This window comes from Streptomyces sp. NPDC002467, assembly GCF_042889825.1.
GTDB lineage: Bacteria > Actinomycetota > Actinomycetes > Streptomycetales > Streptomycetaceae > Streptomyces.
Genome location: NZ_JBIARJ010000024.1, coordinates 104,189 through 122,633, shown reverse-complemented (window position 1 = coordinate 122,633; position 18,445 = coordinate 104,189). Strand labels below are relative to the sequence as shown.

Sequence of the window (18,445 nt, the reverse complement as noted above, 5' to 3'; positions counted from 1 at the left end):
ATCGTTCAACAGCGGTATCGAGAGCGGTATCGAGAGGAGCCCGAGAGCGATGGCCCTGTTCAAGAAACGCCAGGTGGGCAAACCGGGCGAGTGGTACTACTGCCTGGTCCACAAGAAGGTCGAGGAAGGCCCCGAATGCCCCGCCAAGGACCGCTTCGGTCCGTACGGGAGCCCCGAGGAGGCCGCCCACGCCATGGAGTCGGCGCAGGAGCGCAACCTCGAATGGCAGAACGATCCCAAGTGGAACGACAAGTCCCGCGAGGAGGACGAGGGCACGACGACCTGACGTCCGATCACCAGCGGCTGGGCGGCGGCGCGGTCAGCTGATCGGCCAGCCGTGCCAGCCGGTCCCGGAAGCGGCGCGGTCCGCGCTGCACCGGCAGGCCGTTCTCCCCGGCCGCCGCGCTGACCAGGTGCTGCACGGTGTCCAGATCCAGCTCGGCGGCCCCGTCCGGCACCGACAGCGCGTCGTGCGCCAGCGTGCCCAGATCCGGGTCCCCGCCGTCCAGGGACAGAACGGTCGCCCCCGCGCGCCGGGCGTCGTGCACCCGCTCCAGCAACCCCTCACCCGGCTCCCGCGGGGCCACCACCAGCAGCGTGTGCCCGCGCCGGGCCGCCTCCAGCCGGCTCAGCCCGACCGACAGGTGCGGCGGCTCCCCGGGCAGGACCCGGTGGCGTACGAGCGTGGGCGCCAGCTCCGGCAGGCCCGACCAGGCCGCCTCGTCCACCAGGTGCGCCGCCAGGTGCCAGGGCTCGTAGCTTTCGGTCCCCACCAGCAGCAGGTTCCCGCCGGAGGGGACCACGGAACGCCGCAGCACCCCGGCGAAGCGCCGCGCCGCCCCCGGCCACTGCGTTCCGGCGAGCACCTCCCGCAGCAGCGCGACTCTCACGGCATCCATAGGCGGCATCCTGCCGTACGGACGGCGCGAATGTGACCGCTTCCCACCGCTTCCTCCCCCTTCCCGGCCCTTCGACTGTCGCCTACTCGGCAGTACCCTCGCCCCCATGACTTCCTCGACTTCCTCGACCCCCTCAGACAACACGCAGAAGCCGCCGGCCAAGGACCCCTGGGAGCTCCCGGACGTCTCCGGCCTCGTCGTCGGCGTCCTCGGCGGCACCGGCGACCAGGGCCGCGGCCTCGCCTATCGGCTCGCCCGGGCCGGTCAGAAGGTGATCATCGGCTCCCGCGCCGCCGACCGCGCCCGGACCGCCGCCGAGGAACTCGGCCTCGGCGTCGAGGGAGCCGACAACGCCGAATGCGCGCGCCGCAGCGACATCGTCATCATCGCCGTGCCGTGGGAGGGCCACGCCAAGACCCTCGAAGCCCTGCGCGAGGACCTCGCGGGCAAGCTCGTCGTGGACTGCGTCAACCCGCTCGGCTTCGACAAGCAGGGCGCGTACGCCCTCCGGGTCGAGGAGGGCAGCGCCGCCCAGCAGGCCGCAGCCCTGCTCCCGGACTCCCGGGTCACCGCCGCCTTCCACCACCTCTCGGCGGTCCTCCTCCAGGACGAGACCATCGACGAGATCGACACCGACGTGATGGTCCTCGGCGAATCCCGCGCCGACACGGACCTCGTCCAGGCACTCGCCGCCCGCATCCCGGGCATGCGCGGAGTCTTCGCGGGCCGCCTGCGCAACGCCCACCAGGTCGAGTCCCTGGTCGCGAACCTGATCTCGACGAACCGCCGCTACAAGGCCCACGCGGGCCTCCGCATCACGGACGTCTGACCGCCGGGGGCCCGCCGCCCCGTCTTTACAGGAGCACTGCGGGGCATGGGGGACACTGGGAGGGCTCGACCGCCTTCAGTGTTTCCGAGGAGTTCTCCCCATGCCCCGCCTTGCCGTCTTCGCCGTCGTCGTCTGCGTCCTCGCGACCGCCGCGGCCGTCGTCGCCTTCGTCCAGGGGAACTACATCGGGATCGTGTGGGTGCTGCTCGCGGGCCTCACGTCCAACATGGCCTGGTACTACCAGCGCAAGGCGAAGGCCGAGAAGGCCGCGCGCAGTTCGTAGGCGCTAGCGCGCGACGGTGCACAGGCCGTTGGTCTCCTGCCAGAAGCGGTAGAGGTCGCGGCCGCAGTACGTCTCCAGGTCCGAGACGCCGAGGCCGGACAGCACGCCGCTCACCGAGTTGAAGAAGAGGGCGTTGACCTCCGGGATCCACAGGAGGGCGAACACGGCGATCAGGCCGAACGGCGCCAGCGGCTCCACCTGGCGGCGGACGCCGTACGAGAGCCACGGCTCGATGATCCCGTATCCGTCCAGGCCCGGTACCGGCAGGAAGTTCAGGATCGCCGCCGAGACCTGGAGCAGGGCGAGGAAGGCGAGCGCGAAGCGGAAGGACCACGGGACGCCTTCGAGGGCGTCCAGCCAGAACGGCGCCGTGCAGACGACGGCGAAGGCCACGTTGGTCAGCGGGCCCGCCGCCGAGATGAGGCTGTGCTTCCAGCGGCCCTGGATCCGACCGCGTTCGATGTACACGGCGCCGCCGGGCAGGCCCAGGCCGCCCATGATCACGAACAGCACCGGCAGGATGATGCTGAGCAGCGCGTGCGTGTACTTGAGCGGGTTCAGCGTCAGGTAGCCCTTGGCCCCGACCGTCAGGTCGCCGCCGTGCAGGGCGGTGCGGGCGTGCGCGTACTCGTGCAGGCAGAGGGAGACGATCCACGCCGAGGTCACGAACAGGAAGACGGCGAGGCCGGTGCTCGTCGCGTACTGGGTCCACACCGCCCAGCCGGTGACCGCCATGACGGCGACGATGCCGAGGAACACGGAACTGATGCGCCGCTCGTCGCGGCTGCCCTGATGACCCATGCGGCGAAACCTATCCCGGGAGCGGGACGGAAATGGAGTCGGGGCCGGGGGCCGCTACGGGGACAATGGGCCGGTGCATTACGCGATCCTCGGCACCACCCAGGCCATCCGCGACGACGGGACCCCCGTCGCCGTCGGCGGCGCACGCCTGCGGGCGTTGCTGACCGCGCTCGCGCTGCGGCCGGGGCGGGTGGTGCGGGCGCACCTCCTGGTCGACCAGGTGTGGGACGGCGACCCGCCGGCCGACGCCGTGGCCGCCCTCCAGGCGCTGGTCGCGCGGCTGCGGCGGGCACTCGGGCACGGGGCGGTGCGCTCCGCGGACGGCGGCTACCAGCTGGCCGCCGAGCGGGAGGACGTCGACCTGTACCGCTTCGAGCGGCTCGCCCGGGACGGGGAGGCGGCGCTGACCGCGGGGGACGCCGCCAAGGCCGCCGCGGCGTACGACGAGGCCCTCGCCCTGTGGCGCGGACCCGCGCTCACCGACCTGCCCGACCCGGCCGCCGAGGCCGCGCGCTGGGAGGCCGTACGGTCCGACGCGCGCCGGGGGCGACTCGCCGCGGCCCTCGCCCTGGGCCGGGCCGAGCAGGCCCTGCCCGAGCTGACCGCCCTGTGCGCGCAGCAGCCGCTGGACGAACCGCTCCAGGCCCTGCGGATCCGCGCCCTGCGCGACGCGGGCCGCCCGGCGGAGGCACTGGCCGCGTACGAAGCCGTGCGCAGGGAGCTCGCCGACCGCCTGGGCGCGGACCCCGGCCCGGCGCTCCGGGCCCTGCACGCCGAACTCCTGTCCCCGCCGCAGTCCTGGCCGGGAGCCCGTGGCACCGACTCCGGCTGGTCCGGGGCGCAGCCCCTGACCCCGGGCGGCGCCGGAGCCCAGACCCCGTACCCCGGTGCCCACGCCGGGCCCGGGCCGCACGCCCCGTACCCCGCTCCCGGCGCGGCCGGGCAGCGGGACCTCGTCCGGTCCGGGGCGCAGCCCCCGGGCGAGGGCAGGCCGGGGCACGGCTCGCACACCTCCGCCGCGGCGGGGCCCGGACACCCGCGCCAGGCCGACGCGGCCGCCGGGCAGGGCGGTGACCCGTACCCCGGTCACGGCGCGGCCGCCGGGCCCGGCGGCGGCTCGTACCCCGCCCCCCACCAGGGGAACCTGCGGGCCAGGCTGACCACCTTCGTGGGCCGTGAGGACGACATCGGGGTCATCGGGGACGACCTCGGGCGGGCCCGGCTCGTCACCCTGCTCGGGCCCGGCGGGGCCGGGAAGACGCGGCTGTCGCAGGAGGCCGCCGAGGCGCACGTCGTCCGCGGGCACTGGCCCGACGGGGTGTGGCTCGTGGAGCTCGCCCCGGTGGACGATCCGGAGGACGTCGCCGAAGCCGCGCTCGCCGCGCTCGGAGCCCGCGAGACCAAGCTGCGCGGCGCCGCCACCGAGGAACTGCGGGTGCTGACCGACCGGCACGGCGACGACCCCCTCGACCGGCTCGCCGAGCACTGCGCGCGCCGCCGGCTCCTGCTGCTCCTCGACAACTGCGAGCACGTCGTCGACGCGGCCGCCCGGCTCGCCGAGGAGCTCCTGGCCCGCTGCCCCGGCGTGCAGATCCTCGCCACCAGCCGCGAACCCCTCGGCGTGCCGGGGGAGACCCTGCGACCCGTCGAGCCGCTGCCCGACCCGGTCGCGCTGCGGCTCCTCGGCGACCGCGGCGCCGCCGCCCGGCCCGGGTTCCGTGCCGACGACGACCCGGCCGCCGCCGCGGAGATCTGCCGCCGCCTCGACGGTCTGCCGCTCGCCATCGAGCTCGCCGCCGCCCGCCTGCGCCTGTTGACACCCCGGCAGATCGCAGACCGGCTCGACGACCGTTTCCGGCTGCTGACCAGCGGCGCCCGTACCGTGCTGCCCCGCCAGCAGACCCTGCGGGCCGTCGTCGACTGGTCCTGGGAGCTGCTGGACGAGCCCGAGCGCACGGTGCTGCGCCGGCTCTCCGTCTTCGCCGGAGGCTGCGACCTCGCCGCCGCCGAGGACGTCTGCGCGGACGCCTCGTACGAGGTCGCGGACGTGCTCGGCTCCCTCGTCGACAAGTCCCTCGTCGTCGCCGCCCCCGGAGCGGACGGCTCCGCCATGCGCTACCGGCTGCTGGAGACCGTCGGCGAGTACGCCGCCGAGCAGCTCACCGCGGCCGGCACCGACCGCGCCGACACCGAACGCCGCCACCTCGTCCACTACCGCGAACTCGCCCGCACCTCCGAGCCGCTGCTGCGCGGCCGCGGCCAGCGCGCGGCCGCCGACCGGCTCGCCTCCGAGTACGAGAACCTGCGCACCGCCCTGCGCCGCGCCGTCGCCGCCCGCGACGCCGACGAGGTGCTGTGCCTGATCCACTCCCTCGGCTGGTACTGGCACATGCACGACCTGCGCGCCGAGTCCCGGCACTGGGCCGAGGCCGCCGCGGCCCTCGGGCCCGACCCGTTCAGGCCGCCCTTCGTGCCCGCCGAGCCCGTGTACGAGCGGCTCGTGGACAGCCCGCCCCCGTACAGCGGCGAACTGCTCGCAGAGGCGTGGCGCGCGGTCCACCTGGTACGGCTGGCCGCCCGCGACCAGACCAACGAGAACTGGAACACCCCGGAGGTGCGGGCCCTGGTCGAAGGGGTGATCGCCGTCTACCGGCCCGGGCTCCCGCAGACCTGCCGGACCCCCGCCTCCCTCTGGATCTACGCGGTCATGATCGTGGGGGATCCGGGGCTGCTCAAGCGGGTCATCGACGAGACCGTCGACGCCGCGCGCGGGCTCGGATACGGCTGGGAGCTCGGCTCCGCCCTCCAGCTGCGCGCCAACATCCTCGCCAACCGCGCCGACTGGGCCGGCGACGCCTCCCGCGACGCCGAGGAGAGCCTGGCCGTCTTCCAGCAGCTCGGCGACGATTGGGGCTGCGCCGAGGCACTCTCCGCCCGGGCGGAGGCCCGCGAGAAACGAGGCCAGTACGACCTCGCCACCCAGGACTACCGGGCGGCGATCGAGCACGCCCAGCGGCTCGGCGCCAAGGCGCAGGTGACGGTGCTGCGGGTGCGGATGGCCGGGAACCTCGCCGAGATGGGCCGGCTGGAGGAGGCCGGGGCCATCCTCTCCGGGATCGTCGCCGCCCCGCAGGACTACGGCAACGAGGCCATGCCCGCCGCCCGGATGTTCCTCGCCTACGTCCTCGGCCGCACCGGCCGCAGGGACGAGGCCCGCGTCCAGCTCCAGACGCTGCGCGACGACTTCGCCTTCGGCGCGTACGCCCTCTTCGACGGCTTCCTGCTCGGCACGATGGCCTGGCTGGACAACGAGGACGGCCGCCACGAGGAGGCGCTCGGCCGGCTGCGGCAGGCCCTGGCCGCGGTCCAGGACCCGCTCGCCGCCATGGTCGCCCCGCAGATGGAGGCCGTCTACCTGATGACCGCGGGCCTCTCACTGGCCTCCCTCGGCGGCCCGGAGCGCACCCGCGACGCGGCCCGGCTGCTCGGCGCGTACCGCACGCACCTGCCGCCCGCGCACGTCCCCGTCACCACGGAACGCGCGGACGCCGCCCGTGCCGAGGAGCTGGCACGGGCGGCGCTGGGCGATGCCGCGTACGAGGCCGCGTACGCCGAGGGCGGCGGCCTCACCCTGGAGGAAGCCGCCGCCCTGGTCTGACCCGGCCCCCGGTCAGGGGCCCGTCCGGGACGCGATCCGAACGGACCGGCCGACCCGGATCAGGTCTTCTGGCGGAACTTGCGGACCGCGAGGGGCATGGTGACCGCCGTGATGGCGATCGACCAGCCCAGCGTCATCCACACGGAGTTGCCCACGGGAGTGCCGTTGATCAGGGCGCGCGCCGCGTCCGCGAGGTTGGACAGCGGGTTGTAGTCGGTGAAGGACTGCAGCCAGTCCGGCATGGTGGTCGGCGGGGCGAAGATCGAGCTGCCGAACTGCAGCGGCATCAGGACCAGCATCGCCATGCCCTGGACGGCCTGCGCCGTCTTCATGGTCAGACCGAGCAGGATGAAGATCCACATCAGCGAGGCGCCGAAGACGGCGGACAGGCCGATGGAGTAGAAGAGGTCCAGCACCGAGCCCTTGATCGACAGGCCCAGGATGAAGCCGACGGTCAGCAGGATCGCGATGGCGACCAGCATGCGGCCGACCTCGACGACGATCTTCGCGAGGAGCACGGAGGACCGGGCGATCGGCATGGACCGGAAGCGGTCCATGACGCCCTTCTTGAAGTCGTCGTTGACGCCGGTGCCCACCGCCATCGAGATGTTCATGCCCATCATGGCCATCAGGCCCGGGATGACGTAGTTGACGTACGCCTCCTGGTTGCCCTTGCCGGAGATCGCACCGCCGAAGACGAACACGAAGAGCAGGGTGAAGATGATCGGCATGAGCACGGCGTCGAACATCGACTCCGGGTCCTGCTTGATCTGGAGCGCGTTGCGGCGCACGAGCGCGCCGATGTGGCGCAGGTTGGCCCGCAGGCCGATCCGGCCCTCGCCGGGCAGGGCGGCCGCGCCGGCCGCAGGGGCGGCCGCGGCGTCGGCGGGCTTCGTCGTGGTTACGGTGCTCATGCCGCGACCTCCTCGGGGGTCTCGATGGTGGGCTTCTGGCCGGTGATCGACAGGAACACCTCGTCCAGGCTGGGCAGGTACGTGCCGAGGTCGGCGATCGCGTACCCCCGGGCGGCCAGCAGGCCGACGACGGCGGTCAGCTGCTCGTCGCTCAGGATCGGGACCAGCAGCACGCCCTCGTCCGGGACGGCCTGCGTGCCCGCCACCCCGTCGAGACCGGCCTCGGCCAGCGAGCGGGCCATGCCCGGCAGGTCGGAGGAGTCCACGGGACGGATCTTCAGGGTGCGGCCGCCGACCCGGGCCTTCAGCTCGTCGACCTTGCCGTTGGCGATGACCTTGCCGCGGTCGATGACCGTCAGCTCGCTCGCGAGCTGCTCGGCCTCCTCCATGTACTGGGTGGTGAGCAGGACGGTGGCCCCCTCGGCGACCATCCGCTGCACCTCGTCCCACACCTCGTTGCGGGTGCGGGGGTCCAGACCGGTGGTCGGCTCGTCCAGGTACAGCACGGCCGGGCGGCCGATCATGGAGGCGGCCAGGTCGAGCCGGCGGCGCATGCCGCCGGAGTAGTGCATCGCGGCCTTCTTGGAGGCCTCGGTGAGCGAGAAGCGCTCCAGCAGCTCGTCGGCGCGCGACCGGGCGTCCTTGCGGGACAGGTCCAGCAGCCGGCCGATCATGTAGAGGTTCTCCCAGCCGGAGAGCTTCTCGTCGACCGAGGCGTACTGGCCGGTGAGGCCGATGGTGCGGCGCAGCTGCCGCGGCTGGCGGACCACGTCGTAGCCCGCGACCGTCGCCGTGCCGGAGTCCGGGGTGATCAGGGTGGACAGGCAGCGGACCAGGGTGGTCTTGCCGGCGCCGTTCGGTCCGAGGACCCCGAGGACGGTGCCCTCGCGGACGTCCAGGTCGACCCCGTCGAGCGCCTTGGTGTCGCCGTAGTGCTTCACCAGCCCCCGCACTTCGACGGCGTTGGTGTTCTTGTCGTTTCGCGTCATGTCCACCATGGGACCAGCCGCCACTGACAAAGCACCGACAGCCGACCGACAGCCGGCCGACACGAAGACGACAGCCCGCCGACGCGACGTCGGCGGGCTGTCGGTACTCACTTCACGACGGGCACGGCCGTCGGTGGAACACGGGCGCGGCCGTCAGTGGAAGGCGTGCTCCGCCTGCGGGAACGTTCCGCCGACCACGTCCTCGGCGAAGGCCTTCGCCGCGTCGTTCATGGTCTGCCGGAGGTTCGCGTACTGCTTGACGAACTTCGGCATCTTCCCGCCGGTCAGGCCCATCATGTCGGTCCACACCAGCACCTGCGCGTCGCACTCGGCGCCCGCGCCGATGCCGACCGTCGGGATGTGCAGGGACCGGGTGACCTCGGCGGCCAGCTCGGCCGGGACCAGCTCCAGCACCACCGCGAACGCGCCCGCGTCCTGCGCGGCCTTCGCGTCGCGCAGCAGCTGGTGCGCGGCCTCGTCGCCGCGGCCCTGGACCCGGTAGCCCATGGCGTTGACGGACTGCGGCGTCAGCCCCAGGTGGGACATGACGGGGATGCCGGACTGCACGATCAGCTCGGTCTGGGCCAGCGAGCGCTCGCCGCCCTCCAGCTTCACCGCTCCGACTCCGGCCTCCTTCACGAGGCGGGTGGCGCTGCGCAGCGCTTGGACGGGACCCTCCTGGTACGAACCGAACGGCATGTCGCCGACGACCAGCGACCGGCTCGTGCCGCGGACGACCGCGGCCGACAGCATGGTCATCTGGTCCATCGTCACCGGGACGGTGGTGTCGTAGCCCAGGTGGCAGTTGCCCATGGAGTCGCCGACGAGGATCACCGGGATCCCGGCCTCGTCGAAGACGGAAGCGGTCATCGCGTCGTAGGCGGTGAGCATGGGCCACTTCTCGCCGCGTTCCTTGGCGAGGGTCAGGTCGCGGACGGTGATGCGCCGCGTGCCCGTGCCTCCGTACAGGGTGGGGGAGGCGGCGGATGCGGGTTCGCGGGCAGGCGAAACGGCGTGCGTCATTGCAACTGCTCCTTGTGTCATCTCGAGGCGCCCTTACGGCGTCCCCGGACTCACCCACCATGGTGGCATCCGCGTGCCCAAAGGCGGAAGTGCTGCGCGGAGCGCGCCGGACGCGGAGGATGCAATGTGCGCGTTTCGTGACAAGAGGAAGCAAGCGGAACCCGTGCCGCACGGCTGTTCGTCCTCCGGGGCGTACGGCCGCTTCGAGCGGGCGTGACGTGGGACACGGAAGGCTCCGGTCATCGCCTAGGGTCAAGGGGCGGGGACGGAGCGCGAGCACGGCAGTGAGGGCAGTGGCATGGCACAGGCGTACATGACGGAGTCGGGGAACGGCGGCTCGGAGCCCGAGCCCTCCGGGTCCCGCTTCCGGCGCCGGCTGGCCGAACTGCGCAGGGACCCCGGAATCTGGCGCCGCGGCCTGGTGCTGGCCGCGATCTCGGTGCTGATCTGCCTGGTCATGGTCTTCCACGCGCAACTGCCCAACGACGTGGGCAACCTCGGCAGCCTCACCGAGACCTTCCTGCCCTGGCTCGGAGTGGCCGTCCCGCTGCTGCTGGTCGGGGCGGTCGTGCGGAAGTCCGCGACGGCGCTGATCGCGATACTGCTGACGGCCGCGGTATGGGTGAACATCTTCGGCGGCCTGGTCACCGACAAGTCCGGCCCCGGCGGCAACCTCGTCGTCGCCACCCACAACGTCGACGCCGACAACCCCGACCCGCGCGGCACCGCCGCGTCCATCGCGAAGTCCGGGGCCGACGTGCTGGCCCTGACCGAGCTCAAGGGCAGCGTCGTCCCCGTCTACGAGAAGGCCCTGGCGGGCACGTACAAGTACCACTCGGTCGAGGGCACCGTCGGGGTGTGGAGCAAGTACCCGCTGTCCGCGAGCCGGCCGGTGGACATCAAGCTGGGCTGGACGCGCGCCATGCGCGTCACCGTCGACACCGCCCAGGGGCAGGTGGCCGTCTTCGTCGCCCACCTGCCTTCCGTACGGGTCAAGCTGAACGCGGGCTTCACCGCCAACCAGCGCGACAACAGCGCCGACGCGCTGGGCGCCGCACTCGCCGCGGACCCGCTGAAGAAGGCCATCCTGCTCGGCGACCTCAACGGCACCATGAACGACCGCTCGCTGTCCGAGGTCACCTCGCAGATGCGCTCCACGCAGGGCGCGGCGGGCGACGGCTTCGGCTTCAGTTGGCCGGCCCAGTTCCCGATGGCCCGGATCGACCAGATCATGGTCCGCGGGATCGAACCGGAGGCGTCCTGGACCCTGCCGCGCACGGGCAGCGACCACCTGCCGGTCGCGGCGCGCGTGACGGTCCCGTAGGCGAGGGACGACGAGTACGGGGAAAGGGCCCCCGCCGCGAACGGCGGCGGGGCCCTTTCCCGTCCCGTACGGGCCGGGTGCGGCGGTCAGGCCCGCTCGCGCCAGCCGTTCGTGATGGGCAGCCGGCGGTCCTTGCCGAAACCCTTCGCGGAGATCTTCGTGCCCGGCGGGTACTGGCGGCGCTTGTACTCCGCCGTGTCCACCATCCGCAGGGTCCTGGCGACCAACTCCCGGTCGAAGCCGGCCGCCACGATCGCCTCCATGCCCTGGTCGCGGTCCACGTACAGAGCCAGGATCGCGTCGAGCACCGGGTAGTCCGGCAGCGAGTCCGTGTCCACCTGGCCCGGGCGCAGTTCCGCGCTCGGCGGCTTCACGATCGAGTTCTCCGGGATCGGAGGGGTCTCCCCGCGCTCGACGGCGGCCCGGTTGCGGTACTGCGCCAGGCGGAACACGTCCGTCTTGTACACGTCCTTGATCGGGCCGTACGCGCCCACCGAGTCCCCGTACAGGGTGGAGTAGCCGACGGCCAGCTCCGACTTGTTGCCCGGGGCCAGCACGATGTGGCCCTCCTGGTTGGAGACCGCCATCAGCATCGTGCCGCGCAGCCGGGACTGGAGGTTCTCCTCCGCCAGACCGGTCAGGCCCAGCGATCCCATGTACGCGTCGAACATCGGCTCGATCGACACGGTCCGGAAGTTCAGGCCGGTCCGTGTCGCCAGATCGGCCGCGTCGCCCTTGGAGTGCTCCGAGGAGTACTTCGAGGGCATCGAGACGCCGTACACGTTCTGCGCGCCGATCGCGTCGCAGGCGATGGCGGCGACCAGCGCCGAGTCGATGCCTCCGGAGAGCCCGATCAGGACGGATCGGAAGCCGTTCTTCCTGACGTACGCGCGCAGGCCCACGACCAGCGCGTCGTAGATCTCCTCGTCGTCGTCGAGCCGATCGGCGTACCCGCCGGTGACGACCGCCTCGGGCGCTTCCGCGGGCTCCTCGGAGAGGATCACCCGGTCGATGCGCAGCCCGTCGTCGACCACGCCCTCGGGGGCGTCGGCGAGCGCCGCGGGCAGGTCGAGGTCGAGCAGGACGCAGCCCTCGGAGAACTGCGGGGCGCGGGCGATGACCTCGCCGTCGGCCCCGACCACGATCGAGTCGCCGTCGAAGACCAGCTCGTCCTGGCCGCCGATCATGGCCAGGTAGGCGAGGGTGCAGCCGGCCTCCTGGGCGCGCTTCTGCACCAGTTCGAGGCGGGCGTCGTCCTTGTTGCGCTCGTACGGAGAGGCGTTGATCGAGATCAGCAGCCCGGCCCCGGCGGAGCGGGTGGCGGGGACCCGGCCGCCCTCCTGCCAGAGGTCCTCGCAGATGGCCAGGGCCACGTCGACGCCGTGCACGCGGATCACCGGCTGGGTGTCGCCCGGCACGAAGTACCGGAACTCGTCGAACACGCCGTAGTTGGGGAGGTGGTGCTTGGCGAAGCGCAGGACGACCTCGCCGCGGTGCAGGACCGCCGCCGCGTTCTCCGGGGAACCGGCCGGGCGGCCGAGCCGGGGCGCGGCCTTCTCGGTGCGGTCGAGGTAGCCGACGACGACCGGGAGCTCGCCGAAGCCCTCGTCCGCGAGCCGCCGGGCCAGATCGCGCAGGGCGGTGCGGGAGGCCTCGACGAAGGACTCGCGCAGGGCGAGGTCCTCGACGGGGTACCCGGTCAGCACCATCTCCGGGAACGCCACCAGATGGGCGCCCTGCTCGGCGGAGTGCCGGGTCCAGTGGACGACCGAGTCGGCGTTGGCGGTGATGTTGCCGACGTGCGAGTCGATCTGATTCAGAGCGAGACGAAGTTGAGGCACGGGGCCCAGTCTAATCGTCTTTCTGACGCGATGTCCTGGGTCCCGTGTGTTTCCGCGCCTCAGTCGACCGGGCCGGCGTACTTCACGTAGTCGAGGTCGGCGCCCGGGGAGATCTCGGCGGTGATGTTCCCGGTGCCCTCGGGCAGCGTGAACGCGAAGACGCCCTTGGCGGACTGGCCCGGCATGATGGCGCCCTTGATGTACTTCGGCGCGGTGCCGGCGACGTCGATGGCCATTTCGGCGGCCAGGCCCTTGTCGTCACGGACCTTGGGGATGGCGCCGAACTCGACCTCGTACGGCTCCGTCGAGCCGTTGGTGACGGTCACCGTGATCTGGACCGCGCCCTTGAGGTCCTTCAGGTCGCCGATGCCGTTCGGCTCGTACTCCGTCGGCTTCGAGAGGCTCACCTTCACGCCGCTGTCGTAGGTGAAGGTCTCGCCGAAGGGCAGCGCGCTGGTCATGCCGGGGACCTCGGAGGGCTTCGGCGGCTGCGGGGACGTCGACGGCGGTCGGCCGGGGAACTGCACGTGCTGTTCCGTCCGGCGGTCGGCGGCCTTCCCGAAGACGAGGGCGGTGAGGACGAGACCGCCGACCGAGGCGAAGAGGGCGAGCACGCCGAGGACGGTGCCGACGATGGACAGCGTCTTCTGCGGGGCGCCCTTGGAGGAGCGGACGATGGCGCCGATGCCGAGGCCGATGGCGACCAGGCCGAGGAGGAAGCCGGCCCAGAAGAGGAGGGGGACGAGGCCGATGAGGATGCCGAAGCCGCCGACGATCGTCGCGGCGAGGGCCAACCCGTTGCCGCCGGCGGCGACGGGCTGCGCGTACGTCGGGTAGCCGGGCCCGCCGTATCCGGCACCGCCGGGGCCGGGGCCGGGCCGGCCCCACGGGTTGGCGGGGGCGGGCCCACCGGGGGCAGCGGGGCCGCCGAAGCCGGGGCCGCCGAAGCCGGGGCCGGCCGGGGGAGTCGGGGGCGCGGGCACGAGCGGGGCGAACGACGAGGCGGCGGGTGCCGGGGCGGGTGCCGGTGCCGTCGGGGCGGCGGGGGAGGGGGCCGCGGTCGGCGCCCGCCCCGGCGAGGGCGCTCCGGCCGAACCCTTTTCCAGGGAAGGGCCCTTCTCCGGGGAAGGGCCCTTGGCCGGGGCGTTCCCGGGCGGCGGCGTGGCGGCGGGCTCCTCCGGTGACGGTGACGGTGACGGCTGTGGGGCCGCTTCGGGTATGGAGGGTTCCGCCGGTTCGGCCGGGGTGGTTGACGGGTTCGGCGGGGTGCTCATACGGGCGGAGGCGTCCTTCTCGGTCATCGCGTCTCGTGTCGTGCCGTGATCGGGACAACCCTGCCACGGCCCCGCGGCACCCCGTCGTCGTTTCCCGGCGGGCGGAACTCAGCGCTCGTAACCGAGGATCGTCATCATTCCGGACTCCGAGTGGTACACGTTGTGGCAGTGCAGCATCCACAGCCCGGGATTGTCGGCGTCGAAGTCCACCGTCAGCCTCCCGCCCGACAGGATGACGGTGGTGTCCTTGCGGGCGCCCGCGCCGCCGCCCAGGGCGAAGGTGTGCCCGTGCAGGTGGACCGGGTGCCACATCGGCGTCTGGTTCCTGAACTCCAGCCGTACCCGCTCTCCCGCCTTCACCGGATGCCGCTGGTCGGTGGTGAACGGGGCGCCGTCGAAGGCCCAGTTGAAGCGGGTCATCGTGCCGGTCAGCCGGAGCGAGAGCGTACGGTCCGGGGTGCGCGCGGGCAGCGCCACCGACTCCGCGGCCTTGAGCCGGTCCGCCATCAGCGGGGCGGTGGTCAGCTCGGCCGGCCTCGTCGCGGCGGTGGGCGCCGTCCCCGTCCCCGTGCGCAGCACGGCGAGCGCGGAGGCCGACGCGCCCTTGCCCTCGGCCAGCGCGGTGAGCGGGAACACCCCGTCCTGCGCGGTGACGAGGACGTCGTACCGCTCGCCCATGCCGAGCAGCAGGCAGCCGGTCTTCGCGGGCTCCACCGGGTAGCCGTCGGTGTGGGTGACCGTCAGTTCATGCCCGCCGAGGGCGATCCGGAACGGGGTGTCGCCGCCCGCGTTGACGATGCGCAGCCGGATCCGGTCCCCGGGCCGTGCGGTGAAGACCGAAGGGTCGTCCGCCGCCCGGCCGTTGATCAGGTAGTACGGGTATTCGACATTGCCCACGTCCTTGCCGAGTACGTCGCTCTCCCCGAGCAGGCGCACGCGCGAGGGGCCGGTGGCGGCGCTGCTCTTGCTCCCGGAGGGCGAGGGCGCGGGCGTCGTGCCGTGCCCCGAGTGGCCGCCCGCGGACCGGCCGTTCGCGCCGCGCAGTTCGGCGAGCACGGCGTCCGGGGTGGAGCCGTCCACCCCGTCGAGCCAGTCGTCCAGGACCACCACCCACTCCTTGTCGTAGGAGAGGGGCTCGTCCGGGTCCTCGACGATCAGCGGCGCGTACAGCCCGCGGTCCTGCTGGACCCCGGTGTGCGGGTGGAACAGGTACGTCCCCGGGGTCGGCACGGCGAACTTGTACGTGAAGGAGCCGCCCGGGGCGATGTCCCGCTGGGTCACCCCGGGGACCCCGTCCATGTCGTTGCGCATCGCCAGGCCGTGGCAGTGCAGGGAGGTGGCCTCGGGGAGGTTGTTGGCGAGGGTCAGGGAGAGCGTGCCGCCCGCGGTGGCCCGCACCTCCGGGCCCGGGACCTTGTCGCCGTAAGCCCAGGAGCGGAAGACGTGTCCGCCGCCCAGGTCCACGGAGCCGGCGGTGGCGGTGATCCTGACCTCGGTGAGCGGTCCCGTGGCCTTGCGGGCGGCCTCGACGGCCTGCACCTCGGGCCCGGCCGGGTCGACGTAGTCGGCGGGGGCGGCGGCCCCGGCGGCGGCGCGGTTCGCGCCGTCGGCCCCGGTGCCGTGGTCCGTGGCGCCACGGCCCGTGGCGGTGCGGGCGCAGGCGGAGAGCAGCCCGGACCCGGTGAGGGCGGCGGCGGAGGCGGCGGAGGCGCCGAGAACGGCGCGACGGGAGGGGAGAGGGCGCACGGAAGTACCTCGTGGGTGTGGTGTGGGGGGAGGTGCGGGCATGCCGGGGCGACGGCGCGGGCCCGGTCCCGTACGCGCCTATGCGCGCGGGACGGCCGGCCGGTCGGGGAGTTCGTGGGGCGCACGGGGCCCGCGGGGCCCGCCGGGCGGCGGCGGGTCGGGTCCCGCGTCGGACCGGACCGGCACGCGGGCCGCACCCCCGAGCGGCGCGGTATCGCGGGAGCCGGCCGGTCCTTCCCCGGGGGAAGGCGCGGCGGGCCCGGTGAGCACGGCGGGGCAGTCGGACCCGGGGTCGGTCCGCGTGCCGTCGGGCTCACCGTCCGTGGACCCGTCGTCGGTGGGCTCACAGTCCGTGGGCTCGTCGTCCGTGGGCGGGCCGGGTGGTCCCGGCGGGCCCGGCGGGCCCGGCGGGCCCGGCGGGCCCGCCGAGGCAACGGAGTGGGCCGCGTGTGCGTCCTCCGAGGCATGGGACTCAGTCGGATGGCCCAGGGCGTTCATGGTCACGAAGCCCAGCAGCAGAGCGGCGAGCAGCAGCGGCCGGGGCCACGGTGCGGCTCGCCGGCTTCTGCTCGTCATGCCGGGAACCCTACCCCGGGTGGGTATCCGATCCCTGGATCAAACCCCGGATCTGCATAGGATTAGTCACACCATGTCCACCAATGGCCCCCCTCCGCGCCCCCGGGCCGGATCAACGCCCGGCTCCACGCCGGGCTCCACGCCGGGCTCCACGCCCGGCTCCACGCCGGGCTCCACGCCGGGCTCCACGCCCGGCCCTGCGCTCCGTACGGCCGGGCGACGGACCTGGCCGTCGGCCCCGCTGGTGGCGGTGCTGGTCGGGCTCGGCGCCGCCGCCTACACCGCGTGGGTCCTGGAGGTCGTCCTCTCCACCGGCCTCAACCCCATCGAGACGTACGTGAGCGAGCTCGCCGCCCAGGACCAGCCCCTCGGCGGCCTCTTCCGGGCCACCGACTTCTGCGCCGGCCTGCTCGCCTTCGCCGGCGGGCTGCTGGCGCTCCTGCGGCTGCTGCGCGGCATCGAGTCCCGACGTCCCTGGGCCGTCGCCGGCTGGGCCGGAGTCACCCTCTTCGGGGCGGCCACCGCCGCCGACGCCTGGCTGCCGCTGAGCTGCACGCCCACCGTCGACCCGGTGTGCGCGGCCCGGGAGACCGCCGGGCTCGTCCCCGCCACCCATCAGGCCCACGCCGTCAGCAGCAGCCTCGCGATGACCGGCGCCCTCGTCGGGATAGTCGCCCTCACCGTCGCCGCCCGGCGCTACGGGCGGCTCGCGCCGCTGGCCCGCCACGGCCCGGTGCTCGTCGTCCTCGAACTGCTCGCCACCGCGTGGACCCTGACCGCCATCGCCCTGTTCACGGCCGGGCGCGGCACTTGGGCCCTGGGCGCCGGGCAGCGGCTCCAGGTGCTGTTCGTGGCGCTGTGGCTGGGCCTGCTCGCCCGCTCCGTGTACGAGGAGCGGCGCACGTGAGCGGCGTGCGGAGAGCCCCGGGACGCTTCGTGCGGGTGGACGGGGTCCCGCTGCACGTGGTGCTCGAGGGCCGGGGGCCGGTGTGCGTGCTCAGCGCCGGGCTGGCCATGGCCTGGTTCGACTGGGACGAGGTCGCCGCGCTGCTCGTCGCCGCGGGCCGCACCGTCGTCCGCTTCGACCGCCCCGGCCACGGCCTCAGCGCCCCGGCCGCCGAGCCGCCCACCGCCGCGGGCGAGGCCCACCGCATCGCGGGCCTCCTGGACGCCTCGGGCCTGGGCGGCGCCGCCGGTGTCACCGTGGTCGGGCATTCCATCGCCGGGTTCCACGCCGAGGCCTTCGCGCGGCTGTACCCCGGGCGGACCGCCGCCCTGGTGCTCCTCGACTCAAGCGTCGAGGAGGCTCCGCGCGCCCTGCTGCCCGCGGCGCTGCGCACCGGCGCCGCCCGGGTCCTCGGCCGGGTGGTGACCGCCGCCGGAGTGCCCGCCGCGCTCGGTCCGGCCGCCCGGCGGGCCGTCGTGCGGGCATCGCGGACCGGCGGGGCCGATCCGGCCGCGCGTGACCTCGTACGGCGCTGCTACCGCACCGGCCGCGTCTGGCAGGGGGCGCTGTTGGAGAACTCCCGCTACCTCGACGCCGCCGCCGAGCTCCTGGCCCTGCGCGCCACGCATCCGCTGACCGCGCCCGCCACCGTCCTCGTGGGCCACGGCGGCGGCACGGGCCGCGGAGCCCTGCGCTGGCTCGCCCGCCAAGCGGAGCTCGCCGACCGGCTCGGCGCGCGCTTCGAGGTCGCCGAGCCCGCCGGACACCTGGTCATGCTGGACCGCCCGGACCAGGTGGCCCGGGCGGTGCTCGGCGCGGCGGCCGGGATCAGCCGCGGGCGTAGACCTTCTCCGCCCAGCCGGCTATCTGCTCCTCCGAGAGGTGCTTGGCCAGGTCCGCCTCGCTGATCATGCCGACCAGCTTCTTGTTCTCGATCACGGGGAGCCGGCGGATCTGGTGGCTCTGCATCTCCTCCAGCACCTCGGAGACGTCCGCGTTCGCGTCGATCCAGCGCGGTGTGCCCTGCGCCATCTCACCTGCGGTGATCTTCGAGGGATCGTGCCCCTTGGCCACGCAGCCGACCACGATGTCGCGGTCGGTCAGGATGCCGCAGAGCCGTTCCGACGTATCGCTGATGGGTAGTGCGCCCACGCCCAGGCGGGCCATCAGCTGGGCGGCCCGGTCGAGGGTCTCGGTGGCGGGGATCCACTGGGCCCCGGCGTGCATGATCTCTCCGGCGGTCGTCATCGCGTAAACCTCCAAAGCGCCGTGTGGGGCGGGAGCGCGGGTGCCCCCGCCGCGGCGTCCCGGCACGGGGAGCACACGCCCGTACGGGTGATGG

17 protein-coding genes are annotated in these 18,445 nt (G+C 73.6%); 7 read left to right on the top strand and 10 right to left on the bottom strand.

The features are described from left to right. The first annotated feature begins 49 nt into the window (after positions 1–49). A complete protein-coding gene (locus tag ACFYYJ_RS35945; protein ID WP_384758321.1) occupies positions 50–286 on the top strand; it encodes a hypothetical protein in 237 nt (78 codons plus the stop codon). 7 nt (positions 287–293) lie between these two features. Here ACFYYJ_RS35945 and ACFYYJ_RS35940 read toward each other — a convergent pair whose 3' ends face one another. Next, complete coding sequence (locus ACFYYJ_RS35940; protein ID WP_385357871.1) at positions 294–899, bottom strand: hypothetical protein; 606 nt, start codon at positions 897–899, stop codon at positions 294–296. A 106-nt stretch (positions 900–1,005) separates the two neighbouring features. On the opposite strand from ACFYYJ_RS35940, the gene npdG reads away from it, so the two are divergent. After that, on the top strand, positions 1,006–1,728 hold the full coding sequence (npdG, locus tag ACFYYJ_RS35935; RefSeq protein ID WP_389138467.1) for an NADPH-dependent F420 reductase: 723 nt from the start codon (positions 1,006–1,008) through the stop codon (positions 1,726–1,728). Positions 1,729–1,828: 100 nt separating this feature from the next. Next, positions 1,829–2,011, top strand: coding sequence for a hypothetical protein (locus ACFYYJ_RS35930; protein ID WP_384581195.1), 183 nt, complete (start codon positions 1,829–1,831; stop codon positions 2,009–2,011). Between the two features lie 3 nt (positions 2,012–2,014). On the opposite strand, the gene ACFYYJ_RS35925 is transcribed toward ACFYYJ_RS35930, so the two are convergent. Then, positions 2,015–2,812, bottom strand: a complete 798-nt coding sequence (locus ACFYYJ_RS35925; protein WP_385128099.1) for a site-2 protease family protein — start codon at positions 2,810–2,812, stop codon at positions 2,015–2,017. A gap of 73 nt (positions 2,813–2,885) precedes the next feature. Between ACFYYJ_RS35925 and ACFYYJ_RS35920 the strand changes: the two genes are divergently transcribed. Then, the gene (locus tag ACFYYJ_RS35920) at positions 2,886–6,470 is read left to right on the top strand and encodes a BTAD domain-containing putative transcriptional regulator (RefSeq protein WP_389138462.1); all 3,585 of its coding nucleotides are present in this window, start codon (positions 2,886–2,888) and stop codon (positions 6,468–6,470) included. 59 nt (positions 6,471–6,529) lie between these two features. On the opposite strand, the gene ACFYYJ_RS35915 is transcribed toward ACFYYJ_RS35920, so the two are convergent. From ACFYYJ_RS35915 to panB, 3 genes are all read right to left on the bottom strand, one after another. Then, positions 6,530–7,384, bottom strand: coding sequence for an ABC transporter permease (locus ACFYYJ_RS35915; protein WP_389138459.1), 855 nt, complete (start codon positions 7,382–7,384; stop codon positions 6,530–6,532). Next, positions 7,381–8,382, bottom strand: coding sequence for an ATP-binding cassette domain-containing protein (locus tag ACFYYJ_RS35910; RefSeq protein WP_385128102.1), 1,002 nt, complete (start codon positions 8,380–8,382; stop codon positions 7,381–7,383). The genes ACFYYJ_RS35915 and ACFYYJ_RS35910 overlap by 4 nt, the downstream gene beginning before the upstream one ends. A gap of 144 nt (positions 8,383–8,526) precedes the next feature. Then, a complete protein-coding gene (panB, locus tag ACFYYJ_RS35905; RefSeq protein WP_385128103.1) occupies positions 8,527–9,396 on the bottom strand; it encodes a 3-methyl-2-oxobutanoate hydroxymethyltransferase in 870 nt (289 codons plus the stop codon). A gap of 298 nt (positions 9,397–9,694) precedes the next feature. Here panB and ACFYYJ_RS35900 point away from each other — a divergent pair, with 298 nt between their 5' ends. Further along, complete coding sequence (locus ACFYYJ_RS35900) at positions 9,695–10,720, top strand: endonuclease/exonuclease/phosphatase family protein (protein ID WP_389138454.1); 1,026 nt, start codon at positions 9,695–9,697, stop codon at positions 10,718–10,720. Positions 10,721–10,806: 86 nt separating this feature from the next. On the opposite strand, the gene ACFYYJ_RS35895 is transcribed toward ACFYYJ_RS35900, so the two are convergent. From ACFYYJ_RS35895 to ACFYYJ_RS35880, 4 genes are all read right to left on the bottom strand, one after another. Further along, positions 10,807–12,561 (bottom strand): NAD+ synthase, encoded by a 1,755-nt coding sequence (locus tag ACFYYJ_RS35895; protein ID WP_389138450.1) that lies wholly within the window; start codon positions 12,559–12,561, stop codon positions 10,807–10,809. A gap of 59 nt (positions 12,562–12,620) precedes the next feature. Next, on the bottom strand, positions 12,621–13,862 hold the full coding sequence (locus tag ACFYYJ_RS35890; protein WP_389138447.1) for a hypothetical protein: 1,242 nt from the start codon (positions 13,860–13,862) through the stop codon (positions 12,621–12,623). Between the two features lie 81 nt (positions 13,863–13,943). Continuing rightward, the gene (locus ACFYYJ_RS35885) at positions 13,944–15,623 is read right to left on the bottom strand and encodes a multicopper oxidase family protein (RefSeq protein ID WP_389138444.1); all 1,680 of its coding nucleotides are present in this window, start codon (positions 15,621–15,623) and stop codon (positions 13,944–13,946) included. Positions 15,624–15,659: 36 nt separating this feature from the next. Continuing rightward, positions 15,660–16,157 (bottom strand): hypothetical protein, encoded by a 498-nt coding sequence (locus ACFYYJ_RS35880; RefSeq protein WP_389138441.1) that lies wholly within the window; start codon positions 16,155–16,157, stop codon positions 15,660–15,662. A gap of 253 nt (positions 16,158–16,410) precedes the next feature. Here ACFYYJ_RS35880 and ACFYYJ_RS35875 point away from each other — a divergent pair, with 253 nt between their 5' ends. Both ACFYYJ_RS35875 and ACFYYJ_RS35870 read left to right on the top strand, forming a co-directional pair. Then, positions 16,411–17,064, top strand: a complete 654-nt coding sequence (locus tag ACFYYJ_RS35875; protein ID WP_385128132.1) for a DUF998 domain-containing protein — start codon at positions 16,411–16,413, stop codon at positions 17,062–17,064. Further along, positions 17,061–18,011 carry an alpha/beta fold hydrolase gene (locus tag ACFYYJ_RS35870; RefSeq protein WP_389138438.1) on the top strand — a complete coding sequence of 317 codons (951 nt, stop codon included), beginning with the start codon at positions 17,061–17,063 and terminating at the stop codon, positions 18,009–18,011. The genes ACFYYJ_RS35875 and ACFYYJ_RS35870 overlap by 4 nt, the downstream gene beginning before the upstream one ends. Here the strand turns inward: ACFYYJ_RS35870 and ACFYYJ_RS35865 are convergent. Further along, the gene (locus tag ACFYYJ_RS35865; RefSeq protein WP_385128109.1) at positions 17,932–18,351 is read right to left on the bottom strand and encodes a CBS domain-containing protein; all 420 of its coding nucleotides are present in this window, start codon (positions 18,349–18,351) and stop codon (positions 17,932–17,934) included. The genes ACFYYJ_RS35870 and ACFYYJ_RS35865 overlap by 80 nt on opposite strands. Positions 18,352–18,445: the final 94 nt, after the last annotated feature.